The following is a 15,460-nucleotide window of genomic DNA, read 5'->3' on the forward strand; positions in this document are numbered from 1 at the left end:
CACGGATACGTTCAGGTCGAGACCATCAGCCGGCGGACCAGCGATGGGCATCTATCTCGATCAGCAGAGGGCCCTGTTCGGGGCGCTGCGCTAGTGCCTTGGCCAGGCTTGCAGGGTCGTCGGCCCGAGTGGCCAGGCAGCCAAAGCCGCTTGCCAGGGTCTGGAACTCGGGGGCATGCAGGTTGACGCCGATAGGGGTGACGCCGTTAGCGGCCATGTAGCGACGAATTTCTTCGTAGCCGCCGTTGTGCCACAAAAGGATCACCACCGGCAGGCGTTCCTCCACAGCGGTGGCGATCTCCGCGAGGGTGAACATCACGCCGCCATCGCCGACCAGCGCCACCACCGGCAGGTCCGGGCGAGCCAGCTTGGCGCCGAGGGCGGCGGGCAGGCCATAGCCGAGAGTGCCGTAGCCTGTCGAGGCGTTGAAGAAGCGCCGCGGCTCGGACTTGGCGACCAGGTGATTGGCGGCGTAGACCGGTGCGCAGGAGTCGCCGACGAGGATCGCCTCGGGCATCACCTCGGCGAGCGTTTCGAACAGCGGCACGAAGGGCGCGAACGCCGGGTCCTGCTCTAGCGCCAGGGCTTCCATCGTCGCGGCGGTGCGCAGGTGTCCCTGTCGCGACAGGGCGGTCGGGAAGTGGGCCAGCAGAGCGTTAAGGGTGGCGCCGGCATCGGCGATCAGGCCAAGGGAGAGCGACTGATTGCGCACCAGCTGCTCGGGGTCGAGATCGACGCGGATCAGCCGACCCGTCAGCAGGAAGCCATCGTCGAACACCACATCGTAGTCGGTCTCGCCAAGCTCGGTACCGATGGCGAGAATGACATCGGCGTTACGGGCCAGCTCGCGCACGGCGGGCAGGGCGGCGTTGGCCCCCAGGTCAAGCGGGTGTCGCGGCGAGCGGCCATCGCTGCCTTCGCCCTCGCTTTTGCCACAGCCCAGCAGCCCCTTGGCGTTGATGGTGGTGACGGTGGGGGCGTCCAGGCGTTCGACCAGCGCGCGGGCCGCCTCAGGCGCTGAGGCGCAGCCACCGCCCAGCAGGACCAGCGGGCGCTCGGCTTCATGCAGCCAAGCGGCGGCGGTGGCGAGCCCCGCCGGGTCCGGTGCCGGGCGATGAATGATCGGTGCGCTCCACTGGGTGGGTACTGCCACCGGCGCATCGAACAGGTCGATGGGAATCTCGATATGCACCGGCCCCGGGCGCATGCCTTCGAAGACCGCGAAGGCCCGGGCCAACACCTCCGGCAGGGCCGCCGGGTCGAGCAGGGTATGGCTGAAGCGGGCGACGCCGGCCAGCAGCTGCTGCTGGCTCGGCAACTCGTGCAGCCGACCCTGGCCGCGACCCAGGGTGTCGCGGCGATTGACGCTCGAGATCACCAGCATCGGCACCGAGTCCGCCAGTGCCTGACCCATCGCCGTGGCGATGTTGGTCATGCCGGGGCCGGTGATGATGAAGCAGACCCCCGGCTTGCCGGTGGCTCGCGCATAGCCGTCGGCCATGAAGCCGGCGCCCTGTTCGTGGCGCGGCGTGACGTGGCGCAGGCCGCTGTCGGCGAGGCCCCGGTAGAGCTCGACGGTATGCACGCCGGGAATGCCGAAGACGGTATCGGCGCCGTAACGGTCGCGCAGCAGGGCGATGAGAAGGTCGGCACAGGTCATCGTGGAACTCCTCAAAAGACGAAGACGTGGGCGATCAGGGCAATGATCGGCAGAGTGATGGCGGTGCGCAGCAGGAAAATGACCACCAGTTCCCAGAGCTTCAGCGGGATCTTCGACTTGAGCAGCAGGGCGCCGATTTCCGACATATAGATCAGTTGGGTCAGCGATAGGCAGGCGATCACGAAGCGGGTCAGTTCGCTATCGATGTCCTTGGCCAGCACCGCCGGCAGGAACATGTCGGCGAAGCCCACTAGCGTCGCCGGCGCGGCGGCCGCGGCTTCGGGAATCTGCAGCCACTCGAGTACCGGCACCATCGGGTAGGAAAGCCAGGTGAACAGCGGCGTGAATTCGGCGAGCACCAGGGCCACGGTGCCGATGGCGATCACCAGCGGCAACAGGCCGAGGAAGATGTCGGCGACGTTAAACAGCGCGACACGAGCCAGCGCGCGGGGGCCGGGGGCGGTTTCGGCGCGTGCCACGGCGATGCTCAGGCTGTAGCGGAAAAGGCCCATGTCGCCGGTGCTTTCTTCGGCGATCTGGCAGCCGACCGGTTCATGGTAGGTATTCGCCTTGCGTGACAGCGGCGGCAGGCGCGGGACGATGATCGCCGCGATAAGTCCCGAGACCACTACGGTCAGATAGAACGGCACGAACAGGTGGTTGATGCCGATGAAGCTGGTCACCAGCAGGGCGAAGGCGATCGACACGATCGAGAAGTTGGTGGCGATGGCCGCCGCTTCGCGCTGGTTATAGTAGCCCTGCTCGTACTGCTGAGTGGTGATCAGCACCCCTACGGTGCCGGAGCCCATCCAGGACGCGGTGGCGTCGATGGCGCTGCGGCCGGGCAGGCCGAAGATCATCCGAAACGGCTTGCGCACCAGGCTGCCGATGAACTCCATGAAGCCGAAGTCGACCAGCAGCGGCAGCAGAATCGCCGCGAAGAAGAAGAACGTCAGCAGCACCGGTGCCAGGTCGTTGAGCATCACGCCGCCGGTATAGGAGGCGGTGATGAACGCAGGGCCGACCTGGAAGTAGGTCATCAGCGCGAACAGCGCGCCGAGGCCACGCATGCCAAACCACAGCGGCGCCACATCGAAGAGCTCCTTGCCGATGCCCTGCTTGCCCCAAGCGGGTTTGGCGAGCTTGACCACGGCGGTGAGGACCACCGACAGGCAGAGCACGAACACCGCGATGGCGGGCAGGGCGTCGCCCAGTGCCGCCTTCAGGCCATCGGCCATCAGCCCCATGCCGATGTTGATGGAGTCGTTGACCGAAAAGGGCACCAGAAACAGACCGACCCCGAGCAACGAAGGAATCAGAAATTTCAGTAGCCCTCGGCGGTTCAGCGGCTCGGGGTGGGTGGCAATCTCGTCGGTTGCGTCTAGTGATGAAGACATGAGGTGTTCCCTATTGGAGTTGTAATGGGCTTAGGGTGTTGGGTGTGTCATTCAGACGTGGCGGCCAGGGGCTTGCCGCTGGCCGAGTCAGTGGTGACGTCTCTTGAGGACGTCAGCCGTCAGTCGCGATGCATGACGCCCGGGAGCACACAGAGCATTTCGTAGAGCAGGGTGGCGCCCATCAGCGCGGTGTTGCCGCTGGTGTCGTAGGGCGGGGCGACTTCCATCAGGTCGCCGCCGACCACGTTGAGGCCGCGGGCGCCGCGCACGATCTCCATGCCCTGGGGCATAGTCAGACCGCCGGCTTCCACGGTGCCGGTGCCCGGGGCGAACGCCGGGTCTAGGCCGTCGATGTCGAAGGTGATATACACCGGGCCATCGCCCATCTGCTCACGCACCTCGGCCATCAGTGGCTCGAGCGACTTGTGCCAGCACTGCTCGGCGGTGACCACGCGGAAGCCCTGGTCGCGGCACCAGTCGAAGTCGTCGGCGGAATAGCCGGTGCCGCGCAGGCCGATCTGGACGACCCGGCGGCTGTCGAGCAGGCCTTCTTCCTGGGCGCGGCGGATCGGGGTGCCGTGGGCGATCGGCTCGCCGAACATGTGGTCGTTGACGTCGGCATGGGCATCGATATGGATCAGCCCCACCGGACCGTGTTTCTTGGCGATAGCGCGTAGCACCGGCAGCGTCACGGTGTGATCGCCGCCCAGGGTAAGCGGCACGCAGCCGTGGGAGAGGACCTCATCGTAGAAGTTGCTGATGATGTCCATGCTCTTGGGCAGGTGGAAGGTGTTGATCGGCACATCGCCGATATCGGCAACCTGCAGGCTGTCGAAGGGCGCCGCGCGAGTGGCCATGTTGTAAGGGCGCAGCATGCGGGATTCATCGCGAATCTGACGCGGCCCCAGGCGGGCACCGGGGCGGTTCGAGGTGCCGATATCCAGCGGAATGCCGATGAAGGCGGCGTCGAGGCCGGCGGCGGATTCCTGTGTCGGCAGCCGCATCATGGTGGCCGGGCCTCCGAAACGTGGCATGTCATTGCCGCCTAATGGCTGGTTGAAGTCGCTCACGTCCTGCTCCTTGTTCTTGGTGTCGGTATTCAAGGCGTCTCTTGTCAGGAGCCCCTGTAAGAGTCCTTGCAAAGAGACCTGATCAGTCGTCCCGGTCAGGAATCCCTATATGGGGTTATAGAGCAGGAAACGTGCCAACTTTCACATCATTGAATTTCAACAAGTTGGGTCATCGGCGATGCAGTAATGCATTGCCTGGCGGGCGATGATGATGCATCTTTGCATCATTGATTCAAAAGTGTATCGGCCGAGGACACCTCATGAGCGAGCTGGACAGCGCCATTCTCAGAACCATCATCGATACCGCGCATGATCACTTTTTCGTGGTCGATGCCGGCGGCCAGGTGCGCGACGTAAGCCCCGGGGCCGCCGCTGTCTATGGCATGTCCTGCGAGGCGCTGCGTGGCAGCAATGTCCGCACCCTGGTGGAGCAGGGCGTGCTCAAGCCTTCGGTGAGCCTCGAGGTGCTCAGCACCGGCAAGCCGGCGCAGCTGTTGCAGCACACCGGCACCGGTCGGCGGGTGGTCGCCCAGGCGCATCCGGTCTTCAGCGAGGGGCGGCTGGCCTGCGTGGTCAGCCGCTCGATGGATTTAACCGACCTTCAGCTGCTTCAGGAGGAGTACGCCCTGCTGCAGCAGCGCTTCAGCGATCACCTCAAGCGCAGCGTCGGAGAGGGGGCGGCGGCCGGCGAACAGGACCCGGCACTGGCAGGCCTTTCTGGTGTACTGGAAGTGCGCAGCAGCGTGATGCAGGAGATCGCCCTGCTGCTCAAGCGCGTCGCGCCGACCGATGCCAATGTACTGATGCTGGGCGAGTCCGGTGTGGGCAAGACCGCTTTCGCCCGGCAGCTGCACCGCTGGAGCGCGCGGGGCGACGGGCCCTTCATCGACGTCAACTGTGGCGCCATCCCCGAGAGCCTGTTCGAGTCGGAAATGTTCGGCTATCAGCCGGGGGCGTTCAGCGGTAGCAATCCCAGGGGCAAGGCCGGCCTGCTGGAGCAGGCAGCCGGCGGCACCCTGTTTCTCGATGAGATCGGCGAACTGCCGCTGGCGATGCAGACCAAGCTGCTTAAGGTCATTCAAGACGGTAGCTTGATGCGGCTGGGCGACACCACGCCGCGTCGGGTGGACTTCCGGCTGGTGGTCGCCACCAACCAGAACCTGGCCGAGGCCGTGGAGGAAGGCCGTTTCCGGCTCGATCTGTATTACCGGCTGAACGTGATTCCCGTGACCCTGCCGCCGCTGCGGGAGCGCCGCGAGGACATTCCCGGTCTGGTCGAGCGCCAGCTCAAGCAGCTCAACCGTCGCTATGGCGGCGACAAGATCCTCGACAGTGGCGTCTGGCAGGAGTTGATGGGACGCGACTGGCCGGGCAACGTACGCGAGCTTGAGAATTGGCTGGAGCGCGCCTGGCTGTCGGCCGCGGAGCGCGTGATCGCGACGCCCGAAGGGGATGCGCTATCCGCGGTCAACGACCCCCACGTGAGTGAGTACCCAGTGAGTGAGCCCCAGGCACGGGCAAGACTGCCCGCCGCCGGGACGGGCGCGGGTCGGCTGGCCGAGGGCGAGGGGCTCAAGGACGCCATGGCGCGCATCGAACGCGACATTCTGGCGTCGCTATGCGGTGAGCTTGGCAGCAGCTATGCCATCGCCGAACGGCTGGGCATCAGCCAGCCAAGCGTGGTGCGCAAGATGCAGCGCCATGGGCTGCGCATCAATCCGGCGTCATAGGGGTCGCCTAGCGTCTGTTCTTTCTTCTTTCCTTCCTGTCGCTTGCTAGCCCTGCGTCAGGATATGGCGAAGCCCTTGGCATTCCACCATCGGGTCGTCACAGTTGACGACGATCTCCGAGCGGGCCAACACATAGCCCTTGCCGGTGATGGTGTTTTCCACCACCGCTTGGCTGCCTTCCAAGTGGGTGCCGGTGAACTCGCCGATAAAGCCGGTCTCGCGAAGCGAGACGGTTTCCAGTCTGTCGCCCGGCTTGATGCGGCCCTCGTGGTGCATCAGTGCCAGACGTGCCGAGGTGCCGGTGCCGGTGGTGCTGCGACAGATCACGCCGGGGTGTACGTAGGTGGTCGAGCGCGAGCGATAGAAATCGTCCGCTACCCGTTCGACCGGGCCCATGAAGTGCAGGAAGGGCAGCGGGCCCACGTCGCCCAGGCTGTAGTGAGAGAAGCCGCGCTCGGCCTGAATGGCCTCGACGATCTTGTGGGCGCACTCGGCCAGTGCCCGCTCTTCTTCGCGCACCAGTGAGAAGCCGAGCTCGGTAGCATCCACCAGCGCATAGAAACCGCCGGAGTAGGCAATCGAATAGGTGACCTTGCCGATGCCGGGCACCTGAATGCTGGCCTGGTAGGTGTCGATATAGCTGGGTAAGCCCTCGCAGGTGATGGACTCGACCACGCCGTTCTCGACCCGTGCATCGATCTGCACCAGCCCGGCCGGCGATTCCAGCTTGAACTGCTGGTGCCCCTCCTGCTTGGGCACGATGCCGCTCTCGAGCACCGCGGTGGCGGTGCAGATGGTGTTCGAGCCGGAATAGATGGGATAGCCCATCACCTCCATGATGATGTAGCCCGCCGCGGCGGCCGTATCGGTGGCCGGTACGATCAGGTCTACCGACATCTCGGGAATCCCGTAGGGCTCCTCGAGCAAGAGCCGGCGCAGGCCGTCGGCGTCATCGCGCAGGTAGTGCATCTGCTCGCGTACGCTAGCGCCGGGCAACGGCGCGATGCCGCCGATGACGATGCGACTGACGTCGCCGCCAGCATGGGTGTCGATCAGTTGAAAGCTCAGCGGCTGGCTCATTGGGCGCTCTCCTGAGGGGCGTCGTTAAGGGCGAAGGGGGCGCCGTGCTTGGCCCATTGGGCATCGGGCACGATCACGATCTTGCCCAGGTAGTTGCTGCCGCGATTGACGAAGTAGCGCTCGGCGTCGTGCAGGGCGGAGAGCTTGAAGGCGGCGTGCAGCACCGGCTTGAGCTGGCCACTGCGGATCCACTCGACGAGCTGTTCGGCTTCGGCACGGGTGCCGTGAGACACGCCGAAGATCTGCACCTGATAAAGATAGACGCGTGTCCACATGATCTCGCTGAGGTTGCCACCGCTGGCGCCGGCAATGGACAGGCGCGGGTAGGTGCTGCGACGGCGCATGTCGAAGATCATGGTGTCGATGAAGCGATCGGTCATCTCGCCACCGACCAGGTCCATCACCGCATCGATGGGCGCGCCGCCGGTAACGGCCTTCACCTGCTCGGTAAAGTCCGTCATGTCGCCGCGGTCCAGTACGGCTTCAGCGCCCAGCGCGAGCAGGGCCTGGGCCTTGTCCGGCTGGCTAAGTGCATAGGGAATCGCACCGACGATGCGGCACAGCTGAATCAACGCCGTGCCCACGCCGCCGCTGGCGCCGGTGACCAGCACTCGCTCGCCGGCCGAGATCCGAGCGGACGTCATCATGTGGTAGGCGGTCTGGTAGGAGCACATGCCCATGGCGGCGAGCTCGGCATCGTGTAACCCCGGGTTGCTGACCGCATGAAACTGATCCGAGGGCACGGCAATGTACTCGGCGAAGCCGCCGTCGGCGCCGTGGCCGTAGTAATCCGGCACCAGGTTCAGGTCGCGGCGCTCATCGGGGTAGAGGTTGAAGTCGAGAAGGCCGCGCTCGCCAACCCGCACGCTAGCCACGCCGTCACCGACCGCCACCACATGGCCGACCACATCGGCGCCCTGGATGCGCGGGAAGGTCAGCGTCGGCGAGCCGCCCATGGCAAAGGACGTGACATCGCCCTTGTCCTTGGTGGGGTAGAGCCCCTCGCGGGCCTTGCGGTCGGTGTTGTTCTTGGCCGTTGCAGTGACGCGCACCAGCACCTCGCCAGGGCCCGGCTGGGGCACCGCCACGTCATCGTGGTAGACGAGCTTGTCGATGTCGCCATGGCCGGTCAAAAGCATCGCGGCCATGGAGGTGGGTAGCTGATCGGTCGGTGTGTCGGCAGGCACAGCGGGTCTCCTCTTGTCGTCAGATAGTTAGCGTTGTCGAGCATCTAGCCGACAATATGCACCCGAAGAGTAGCCGCGAGGAACCCCATGCGCAGGAGAAATTATTTACGTGGTATGGCTGTGACTAGAGCCGGTAACTACTTGATTTACCCGATCAGGATGGCGTCAAATTACGGCGCTGGCCCTGCGCTCAGCTTGTGGAGCTGGCCTGTGCAAGACGTTGGCTTGTGTAAGGAACATACCCGGGCCCTGGCATCTAACCGTCGAGTTATTGATGGTCTCGGCTTGCGCTGGTTACAGGGCTGGCGGTGGAGGTAGATACCTCGGCCGGGGAGGATGTCTGGCATGCACGTTTTGCCAGTCGAATCAGCCATAGCCCGATCATGGAGACGCCGGCAAGCATAAGGAAGACTGTGGTGTAGCGGTCGAAGACACTGTGCAGCGCCGTGACTACCGGCAGTCCCAATAGCACACCGCCATAGGTAAAGACCAGGCAGCCGCCCGCCGCGTCGGCGATGCGGTTCAAGGGTGCCAAGTGCGTGATCTCGGCCATGAAGACGCCGTTCCATCCCAGCGAAGAGAGACTCAGCAGGCATAGTAGTCCAGCTACCACTGGTTTTGGCCAGGCGGGTGTCAGGCTCGCGACCAGTAAAGCGCCCACCGCCGTGGTCATCGCAATGATGGACAGTGTGGTTAGCCGGTCGCCTAGCCGGTCGCCGATCCACCCCCATCCTACGCGTCCCGCCACGCCGCAGATTTGTACCCCCGACATCACGAATCCCGCTTCCATCAGTCCAAAACTGAGATCTTCTACCAGCAGCGACACCGTGAAGGCCGAGATCGATAGCTGGATTGCCGAGAAGCAGAGGCTAAGCAAGGCGACGTAGCGTAGCGAGCGCTGATGCCATACCACCGAGAGTCCCGAGAAGGGCGAAGCCAGCCAGGGCGTGCTGGGATCGCGTTGGTTATCCCAGTGCGCGCGGGGCCATTGCAAGACGAGGATGCCGAGCAAGGCGATGGCGGTCAGCAGCAAGAGGCCAGCTTGCCAGCCTACCGAAAGTGCTAACGCGGGGGCGCTGGCGCCGGCGATAACGCCGCCCAAGGGCACGCCGGACTGCTTTAATGAGAAAATCAGCCCGCGCCGTTCGACGGGTGTGAAGCGGACTAGCAGCAGTGAAGCGGAGGGGTTTGTCATGCCGTAACCGAGCCCGGCAGTCAGCGAGGCCAGGGCGAAGGTTGGCAAGCTGGGTATCGAGAGCATGGCGGCGGCACCGCCCAGAAGGGCCAGGGAAAGCTGGCTGGTCCGACAGGGGCCCAGACGCCGGGTCAGCGGGCCACCCACCAGTGAGGTGAGCATGGCCCCGGCGAAGACCAGGCTGATCTGGAAGCCTACCGTCGCAGAGGATACGCCCAGTGAAGTGGCTAACGCCGGTGCGATGGCAGCAGGAAACAGTGCCACCAGTGACGAAAAGGCCAGCACCAGGGTAGTGGCCAACAGGACGATGACTGTCATCCGCTAGCTCACGCGCTCACGTGGCACCTTGCGAAGGTGGCTGGCGGTCTGGCCGCCTGGAAGGGCAGCAATCAGGTCTGCAGCGTTGAGCAGCTTTGGCAGGTCAATTCCCGTCTCGACCTGGCCGCCTTGCAGGGCATAGAGCAGGTCCTCGGTGGCGGTGTTGCCTGTGGCTCCGGGGGCGAAGGGGCACCCCCCGAGTCCTGCACAGGCGCTGTCCACGGCCGTGGCGCCGTGATGGATAGCGAAGAGGGCGTTAGCGACGCCCATGCCATAGGTATCATGGCCATGGAACGCCCAGTCCAGCCCTTCGGTATCGTGTCGCTCGCGTAGTCGGCTGAAATGATTGGCTACCTGGTAGGGAGTAGCGCGGCCGGTGGTATCGCAGAGCGCCACTTCCAAGGGGAGGTCGTCGGCGAGCCGACATGCCTTGGCAAGCACGGCATCGACTTGTCGCCAGTCGATGGTGCCTTCGAAGGGGCAGTCGAAGCTGGTGCCGAGGTCAAGGCGCAGCCGAGTGCCCTGGGTTTGGCGCAGGCGTGCGATCACGCGTCCCAAGTCTTCTAGGGATTCGTCGACGCTGCGGCGCACGTTCCCCTGGTTGTGCGATTCGGACACCGAGACCACATAGACCAGCTCTCGGATGCCGTGATCCAGCGCAAGTTCGACGCCCTTGAGATTGGGAACTAGGGCCGAGAGCCGCAACCCCGGACGATTGGCGAAGTCCGCGAACAGCTCGCCGGTATCGGCCATCTGGGGAATGGCCTTGGGGCTTACAAAGGAACCGATCTCGAGACGGGTAATGCCGGCATCCAGCAGCGCCGCGATGCAGCGCTGCTTGTCAGCAGTGGGCAATGGGTCGTGGATTGACTGAAAGCCATCGCGCGGTGCGACTTCAACAATTTCCACCCGGGGTGGCGGTGAGAAGGAATGCATTAAAAGGTCACCTGTTTCGTCTTGGCGGGGCGATGTCGGAGCCAGTTGATTACTCCGCCTGCGGATAGGATGTCGATCTGGCGTGGGCTTAGTTCGTGGTACAGGGGCAGTGGCTCGCCGTCGAGATGAGCCATGATCTTTCCATCGCCGCTGAGTTGATTAGGCAGGTCGTCGATCGTTATCGTCTGGGCCTTGAGAACTCGATCATGATCCCCGGGATCGGCAAAAGTCAGCGGCAGCACGCCGAAGCTTGGAAGATTCTGCCAGTGGATTCGCGCGAAGCTCTTGGCGATGACTACCTGCAGGCCAAGCAGCCTCGGCACGAGTGCGGCGTTTTCGCGACTCGAGCCTTGGCCATAGTTGTTACCACCCACGATGACGTGGCCTGTCTCGCCGTGTTCCCGGGCTCGCCTCACGTAGTCAGGGTCAAGGGCCGCGAAGGCATAGTCCGCTGAGGCGAAGACATTGCTCCAGAGCGGCAGCACCTGGGCTCCGGCAGGCATGATGTCGTCGGTGGAAACGTTGTCGCCTGTTTTGAGCAGAATAGGGGCCTCAATGCGAGTCGGCAGCGGGTCCAGCGGTGGCAGCGGTGGGGTGTTATCGGTCGCCAGCAGCTTGGTCTGCCTGGCACGCTCTGGCGGCATCGGGGGCACGAACCATAGGTCGTTGACGGCCATACGAGCAGGTTCCCGGGGCCGGATATATGGCATGTCCAGGGTTCTTGGGTCGGTAATCACTCCTTTGAGCGCTGAGGCGGCGGCGGTTTCGGGGCTGCACAGGAAGACACTGTCCTCGCGGGTTCCGGAACGGCCGGGGAAGTTGCGTGGCACGGTGCGCAGGCTGTTACGCCCGGCTGCTGGTGCTTGTCCCATGCCGATGCAGCCGTTGCAGCCGGGCTGGTGAAGTCGCGCGCCAGCTGACACCAAGTGACCGAGGTGGCCCTCGGCGATGAGGGCGGCGAGCACTTGGCGCGTCGAGGGGTTTATATCCAGGGACACCGCATCGGCGATGCTGTGGCCCTTCACGATCTCGGCGACCACCGCAAAGTCACAAAAGCCAGGGTTGCCCGAGGAGCCGATGTAAGCCTGATACATCGGCTCGCCTGCGGCCTCTGCGACCGGGACGACGTTGTCGGGGCTTGAGGGTAGCGCGATCAATGGAACCAGCGTGGAGAGGTCTAGACGCTCGCTGCGATCGTAGTGGCAGCCTGGGTCTGCGTGAAGCGGCTGCCATTCGCTCTCACGGTCTCGGGCGATAAGGAAGTTGCGAATGACCTCATCGCTGGGGAAGACGCTGGCGGTGGCGCCCATTTCGGTGCCCATGTTGGCCAGCACATGGCGGTCCATGGCATTCAGGTTGGCGAGCCCGGGGCCGTGGTACTCGAGAATGCAGTTTTTTGCCCCGGCAACGCCATGGCGACGAAACAGCTCAAGGATGATGTCCTTGGCACTGACCCAGTCTGGCAGCTCGCCTTCCAAATATACTCCGATGATCTCGGGCATCGGTAAATAGAGGGGTTCGCCGGCCATCGCCATGGCAACCTCGATGCCGCCAGCACCAATGGCCAGCATTCCCAAGGCGCCGGCCGCGGTAGTGTGGCTATCGCAGCCCACCAGGCTTTGGCCCGGCACGCCGAAACGCTCCATGTGGACGGGGTGGCTGATACCGTTGCCGGGGCCGCTATACCAGACCCCTAGCCGTTCGCAGGCGCTCTTCAGGAAAAGATGGGCATCGGCGTTGATATTATCCTGCTGGACAAGGGTGTGGTCGATGTACTGCACGCTGGGGCTGGTATGTACCCGCTCCAGGCCCATGGCATCCAGCTCGAGCATTACCAGAGTACCCAGTACGTCCTGCAGCAAGGCTTGGTCCATGCGCAGGGCGATTTCTTGGCCGGGCGTCATGTCGCCGCCGACCAGGTGATCGGCGATCAGCTTGTGACTCAGGGTACTAGCCATGGTAGGGCGCCTCCTCATCGGTGGTCTCGCTCAGGCGTGGAATGGCGGTGAGCGCGTCGATCAGGAATTGCAGCCCCAGTGCGGCGAAGCCAATCGGCAGCAGCGCGTAGGGGTAGACCATGGGCGTCCCCAGCGAGCTTGAAACGCGCTCCCCATATTCCAGGGCTTGCAGCGTCATGATGCCACCACGCCACACCAGGATGGCGCAGAATGCGGCGCCCAGCAGTCCGGTGAGCAGGTCGATGCTGATGCGCAGGCGCGGTGGCAGCTTGTCTTTGAAATAGGTGATGCGGATGTGAGCGTCGTGGCGCTGGGCCTCGGCGGCACTGATCACCGCCAGGTAAACCAGCAGGAAGGAGTTGATCTCCAGGCTCCAACTGGTTGGGGCGGCAAAGGCATAGCGCATGATGGCGTCGTAGCAGATCGATACCATCATGAATACCAATACCGCCTTTGTGGTCCAGTGGAGGACGGCCAGCAGGCCGTCCCAGCCACTCATGGCCGTCTTGGTCATGCGAACCTCCTCAGGCCTTGCCAAGTGCCAGGGCAATGGCTCGCTCGCCAACCTCTTCGCCGACTTCGGCCTTCCAGTGATCCCAGACGCCTTGGACGCTGGCATTGAATGTCTCGATCTCCTCGTCGCTTGGGATAATGACTTCGACGCCGGCCTCCTGAACTTGAGGCCAGTATTCATTGGCGTAGATGTCGTCGTTGCAGTGTGTGATGAAGTGCTCGTCGTACCAGCTGACGGCCTTATCAAGCACGGCCCGGGCATCGTCATCCAGGTTGTCCCAGGTATCACGAAGCATGAAGGGAGCGACAGAGAAGCCGGTCATCGGCAGCTTGTAGCAGTACTTCAGCTGTTCTTGGAGGCTGCGGCCGATAATCGTCGAGATGTTGAATACCCCTGCGTCGACGGTGCCACGTTGCAGCGCCATATAGGTTTCCGAGGAGGGGATGCGAGTGGCGCCGATGTCGTAGGGCTCCAGAGCCTTGGTGGCCTCGAAGCTTACGATGCGGATTTTCTTGCCACGCACTTCCTCAAGGCGACGGATCGGGCTGGCTGCCGTGCTCCAGATATACTCCGGCTCGAGGATGCCGCCACCCGAGGTGAGCAGGTATAGGTTCTCCTTAGCCAGCTCCTCATTGATCAGGTTCATCAAGGGGCTGCCTAACTTGAGGCGCTCGGGATGTCGATACAGCTCACCGACCACCCCAGGTAGGCCGGTGACGCCCAGAATAGGTACCGAACGAGTAATGTAGGAAAAGGTGTGGAACATGAAGTCGATGCTGCGCGAGCGCAGGGCGGGCAACTGCTCATCGGCCTTGAGTAACTGGCCAGAATCGTAGAAATCCACGGACAGGGCATCGCCGCCGTTTTCCTTGAGCAGCTCCACGAAGCGGCTTGATCCGTAGGTCAGTGCCTTGTATGAGGGCGGGAGATAGGTGACGCCAGTCATGTTCGTTGCCGCTTGGGCCTGGGGTACGAACAGGCCTTTAGTACCGAACAGTGACGCGCCTGCAGTGGCGAAGGTGCCGTACTTGAGGACTTGTCGACGAGTGAGGTGCATGCTGAATCTCCATTTGTTGTTGTAAAACAGCGTAGCGTTGGCGTTGCTAGACCGGGGTTACATGATCCCCGGCAACCACAGGCTGAGACTGGGCACGAGCACGAACAGCATCAGCACGAGGAACTGCACGATGACGAAGGGAAGAGCACTGCGGATGATCTCCTCGATCCTGAGCTCCGGACAGACACCCCTCAGGGCATAAAGGTTAAGGCCAACCGGTGGTGTGACCACGGCAATCTCAAGATTGAGCACCATGATGATGCCGAACCACAGAGGGTCGTAGCCCAGAGCGGTGATCAGCGGTAGTAGCACCGGTGTTGTGACGACGATCAGCGAGACGGCATCGACGATCATTCCCAGCAAAATCAGCAGCAGCATGATGGCGATCAGAATGGCCCAGGTAGGCAAGCCGGAGGAGGTGAGCGCTTCGGTAAGCAGCTGCGGCACGCGGACCATGTTGAGATAGTCGCCAAAGATCTTGGCGCAGCCAATGATCAGCAGGATGGTGCCGCTGATTCTCGCCGTGTTGCCCATGATCGCCATGAACTTCGCCCAACTAAGACTGCGAAACACCACAGTGGCAATCAGGAAGGCACCCAGCGCTCCAATGCCGGCGGCCTCACTGGGTGTCGCCAGTCCCGAATAGATCGAGCCGAGCACCGCCAGCACCAATAGCCCGGCATGCCAGATATTGGCGAGGCTGCTCCAGCGCTGCTTCCAGGTAAATTGTTCCTGGCTGACCGGTGCTTCGTCGGGGTTCAGGCGAACGCGTATATAGATGAAGACGCAAAGGGCGAGTGCCAGCAGGATGCCGGGCACGATACCGCCGATGAACAGGTCAGCGACCGAGACGCTGGCCACGGCCCCATAGATGATGAAGGGCACGCTGGGTGGTATCAGCATCGCCAAGGCTCCGGCACTCACCACCGAGCCTGCGGCGAGAGAACGGCTGTAGCCGCGGTCAAGCATTTGCGGGACGGCAATGGAGCCGACGGCTGCGACGCCGGCCAGGCTGACCCCGGACACCGCGCCGAACATTGCCGAGGCACCCACCGATGATATTGCAAGGCTGCCTCGCAGCCAGTTCAGCCAGCGCACGGCGGCGGTGAAAAGGCTTGAGCCTACCGGGGTCGCTCCCAGGAAGTTGCCCATCAGGATGAACAAAGGCAGGGCAATCAGTTCGAACGCGTTCAACTGGCCGAACAGCGATGAGGGCGCAAAGAAGAAAGCCATCGAGCCGCGGGCCATGTAGAGCCCCAGCAAGCCAGAGAGGCCGAGGGCCAGGAAGATAGGGGCACCGAAAATGATTAGCCCTATCAGTACGAGAAGCACAAGAACGGGATCCATGGGAGGCCTCC

The 15,460-nt window shown here is 63.4% G+C and carries 12 protein-coding genes; 1 reads left to right on the plus strand and 11 read right to left on the minus strand.

The genetic code is table 11. From position 1 onward, the window contains the following. Positions 1 to 25: 25 nt before the first annotated feature. From Q2K57_RS09040 to speB, 3 genes are all read right to left on the minus strand, one after another. The gene (locus tag Q2K57_RS09040) at positions 26 to 1,660 is read right to left on the minus strand and encodes a 5-guanidino-2-oxopentanoate decarboxylase (RefSeq protein ID WP_304524886.1); all 1,635 of its coding nucleotides are present in this window, start codon (positions 1,658 to 1,660) and stop codon (positions 26 to 28) included. Between the two features lie 11 nt (positions 1,661 to 1,671). Beyond that, positions 1,672 to 3,057, minus strand: coding sequence for a YjiH family protein (locus Q2K57_RS09045; protein WP_304524887.1), 1,386 nt, complete (start codon positions 3,055 to 3,057; stop codon positions 1,672 to 1,674). Between the two features lie 119 nt (positions 3,058 to 3,176). Next, positions 3,177 to 4,127: an agmatinase gene (speB, locus tag Q2K57_RS09050; RefSeq protein WP_112056096.1), complete on the minus strand. Its 951-nt coding sequence runs from the start codon at positions 4,125 to 4,127 to the stop codon at positions 3,177 to 3,179. Positions 4,128 to 4,387: 260 nt separating this feature from the next. Here speB and Q2K57_RS09055 point away from each other — a divergent pair, with 260 nt between their 5' ends. After that, positions 4,388 to 5,857 carry a sigma-54-dependent Fis family transcriptional regulator gene (locus Q2K57_RS09055; protein WP_304524888.1) on the plus strand — a complete coding sequence of 490 codons (1,470 nt, stop codon included), beginning with the start codon at positions 4,388 to 4,390 and terminating at the stop codon, positions 5,855 to 5,857. 45 nt (positions 5,858 to 5,902) lie between these two features. Here Q2K57_RS09055 and Q2K57_RS09060 read toward each other — a convergent pair whose 3' ends face one another. From Q2K57_RS09060 to Q2K57_RS09095, 8 genes are all read right to left on the minus strand, one after another. Beyond that, positions 5,903 to 6,937: a proline racemase family protein gene (locus Q2K57_RS09060; protein WP_304524889.1), complete on the minus strand. Its 1,035-nt coding sequence runs from the start codon at positions 6,935 to 6,937 to the stop codon at positions 5,903 to 5,905. Beyond that, complete coding sequence (locus tag Q2K57_RS09065; protein ID WP_304526674.1) at positions 6,934 to 8,085, minus strand: zinc-binding dehydrogenase; 1,152 nt, start codon at positions 8,083 to 8,085, stop codon at positions 6,934 to 6,936. Before Q2K57_RS09065 ends, Q2K57_RS09060 begins: the two co-directional genes overlap by 4 nt. A gap of 307 nt (positions 8,086 to 8,392) precedes the next feature. Further along, a complete protein-coding gene (locus tag Q2K57_RS09070; protein ID WP_304524890.1) occupies positions 8,393 to 9,637 on the minus strand; it encodes an MFS transporter in 1,245 nt (414 codons plus the stop codon). A gap of 3 nt (positions 9,638 to 9,640) precedes the next feature. Beyond that, complete coding sequence (locus Q2K57_RS09075; protein WP_112056062.1) at positions 9,641 to 10,573, minus strand: hydroxymethylglutaryl-CoA lyase; 933 nt, start codon at positions 10,571 to 10,573, stop codon at positions 9,641 to 9,643. Continuing rightward, on the minus strand, positions 10,573 to 12,531 hold the full coding sequence (locus tag Q2K57_RS09080; protein ID WP_304524891.1) for an aconitate hydratase: 1,959 nt from the start codon (positions 12,529 to 12,531) through the stop codon (positions 10,573 to 10,575). The genes Q2K57_RS09075 and Q2K57_RS09080 overlap by 1 nt, the downstream gene beginning before the upstream one ends. Next, positions 12,524 to 13,045 (minus strand): TRAP transporter small permease, encoded by a 522-nt coding sequence (locus Q2K57_RS09085; RefSeq protein ID WP_304524892.1) that lies wholly within the window; start codon positions 13,043 to 13,045, stop codon positions 12,524 to 12,526. Before Q2K57_RS09085 ends, Q2K57_RS09080 begins: the two co-directional genes overlap by 8 nt. A gap of 10 nt (positions 13,046 to 13,055) precedes the next feature. Next, positions 13,056 to 14,102: a TRAP transporter substrate-binding protein gene (locus Q2K57_RS09090; protein ID WP_112056065.1), complete on the minus strand. Its 1,047-nt coding sequence runs from the start codon at positions 14,100 to 14,102 to the stop codon at positions 13,056 to 13,058. 57 nt (positions 14,103 to 14,159) lie between these two features. Next, a complete protein-coding gene (locus tag Q2K57_RS09095; protein WP_304524893.1) occupies positions 14,160 to 15,449 on the minus strand; it encodes a TRAP transporter large permease in 1,290 nt (429 codons plus the stop codon). Positions 15,450 to 15,460: the final 11 nt, after the last annotated feature.

This window comes from Halomonas sp. I5-271120 (assembly GCF_030553075.1).
GTDB classification, from domain to species: domain Bacteria; phylum Pseudomonadota; class Gammaproteobacteria; order Pseudomonadales; family Halomonadaceae; genus Onishia; species Onishia taeanensis_A.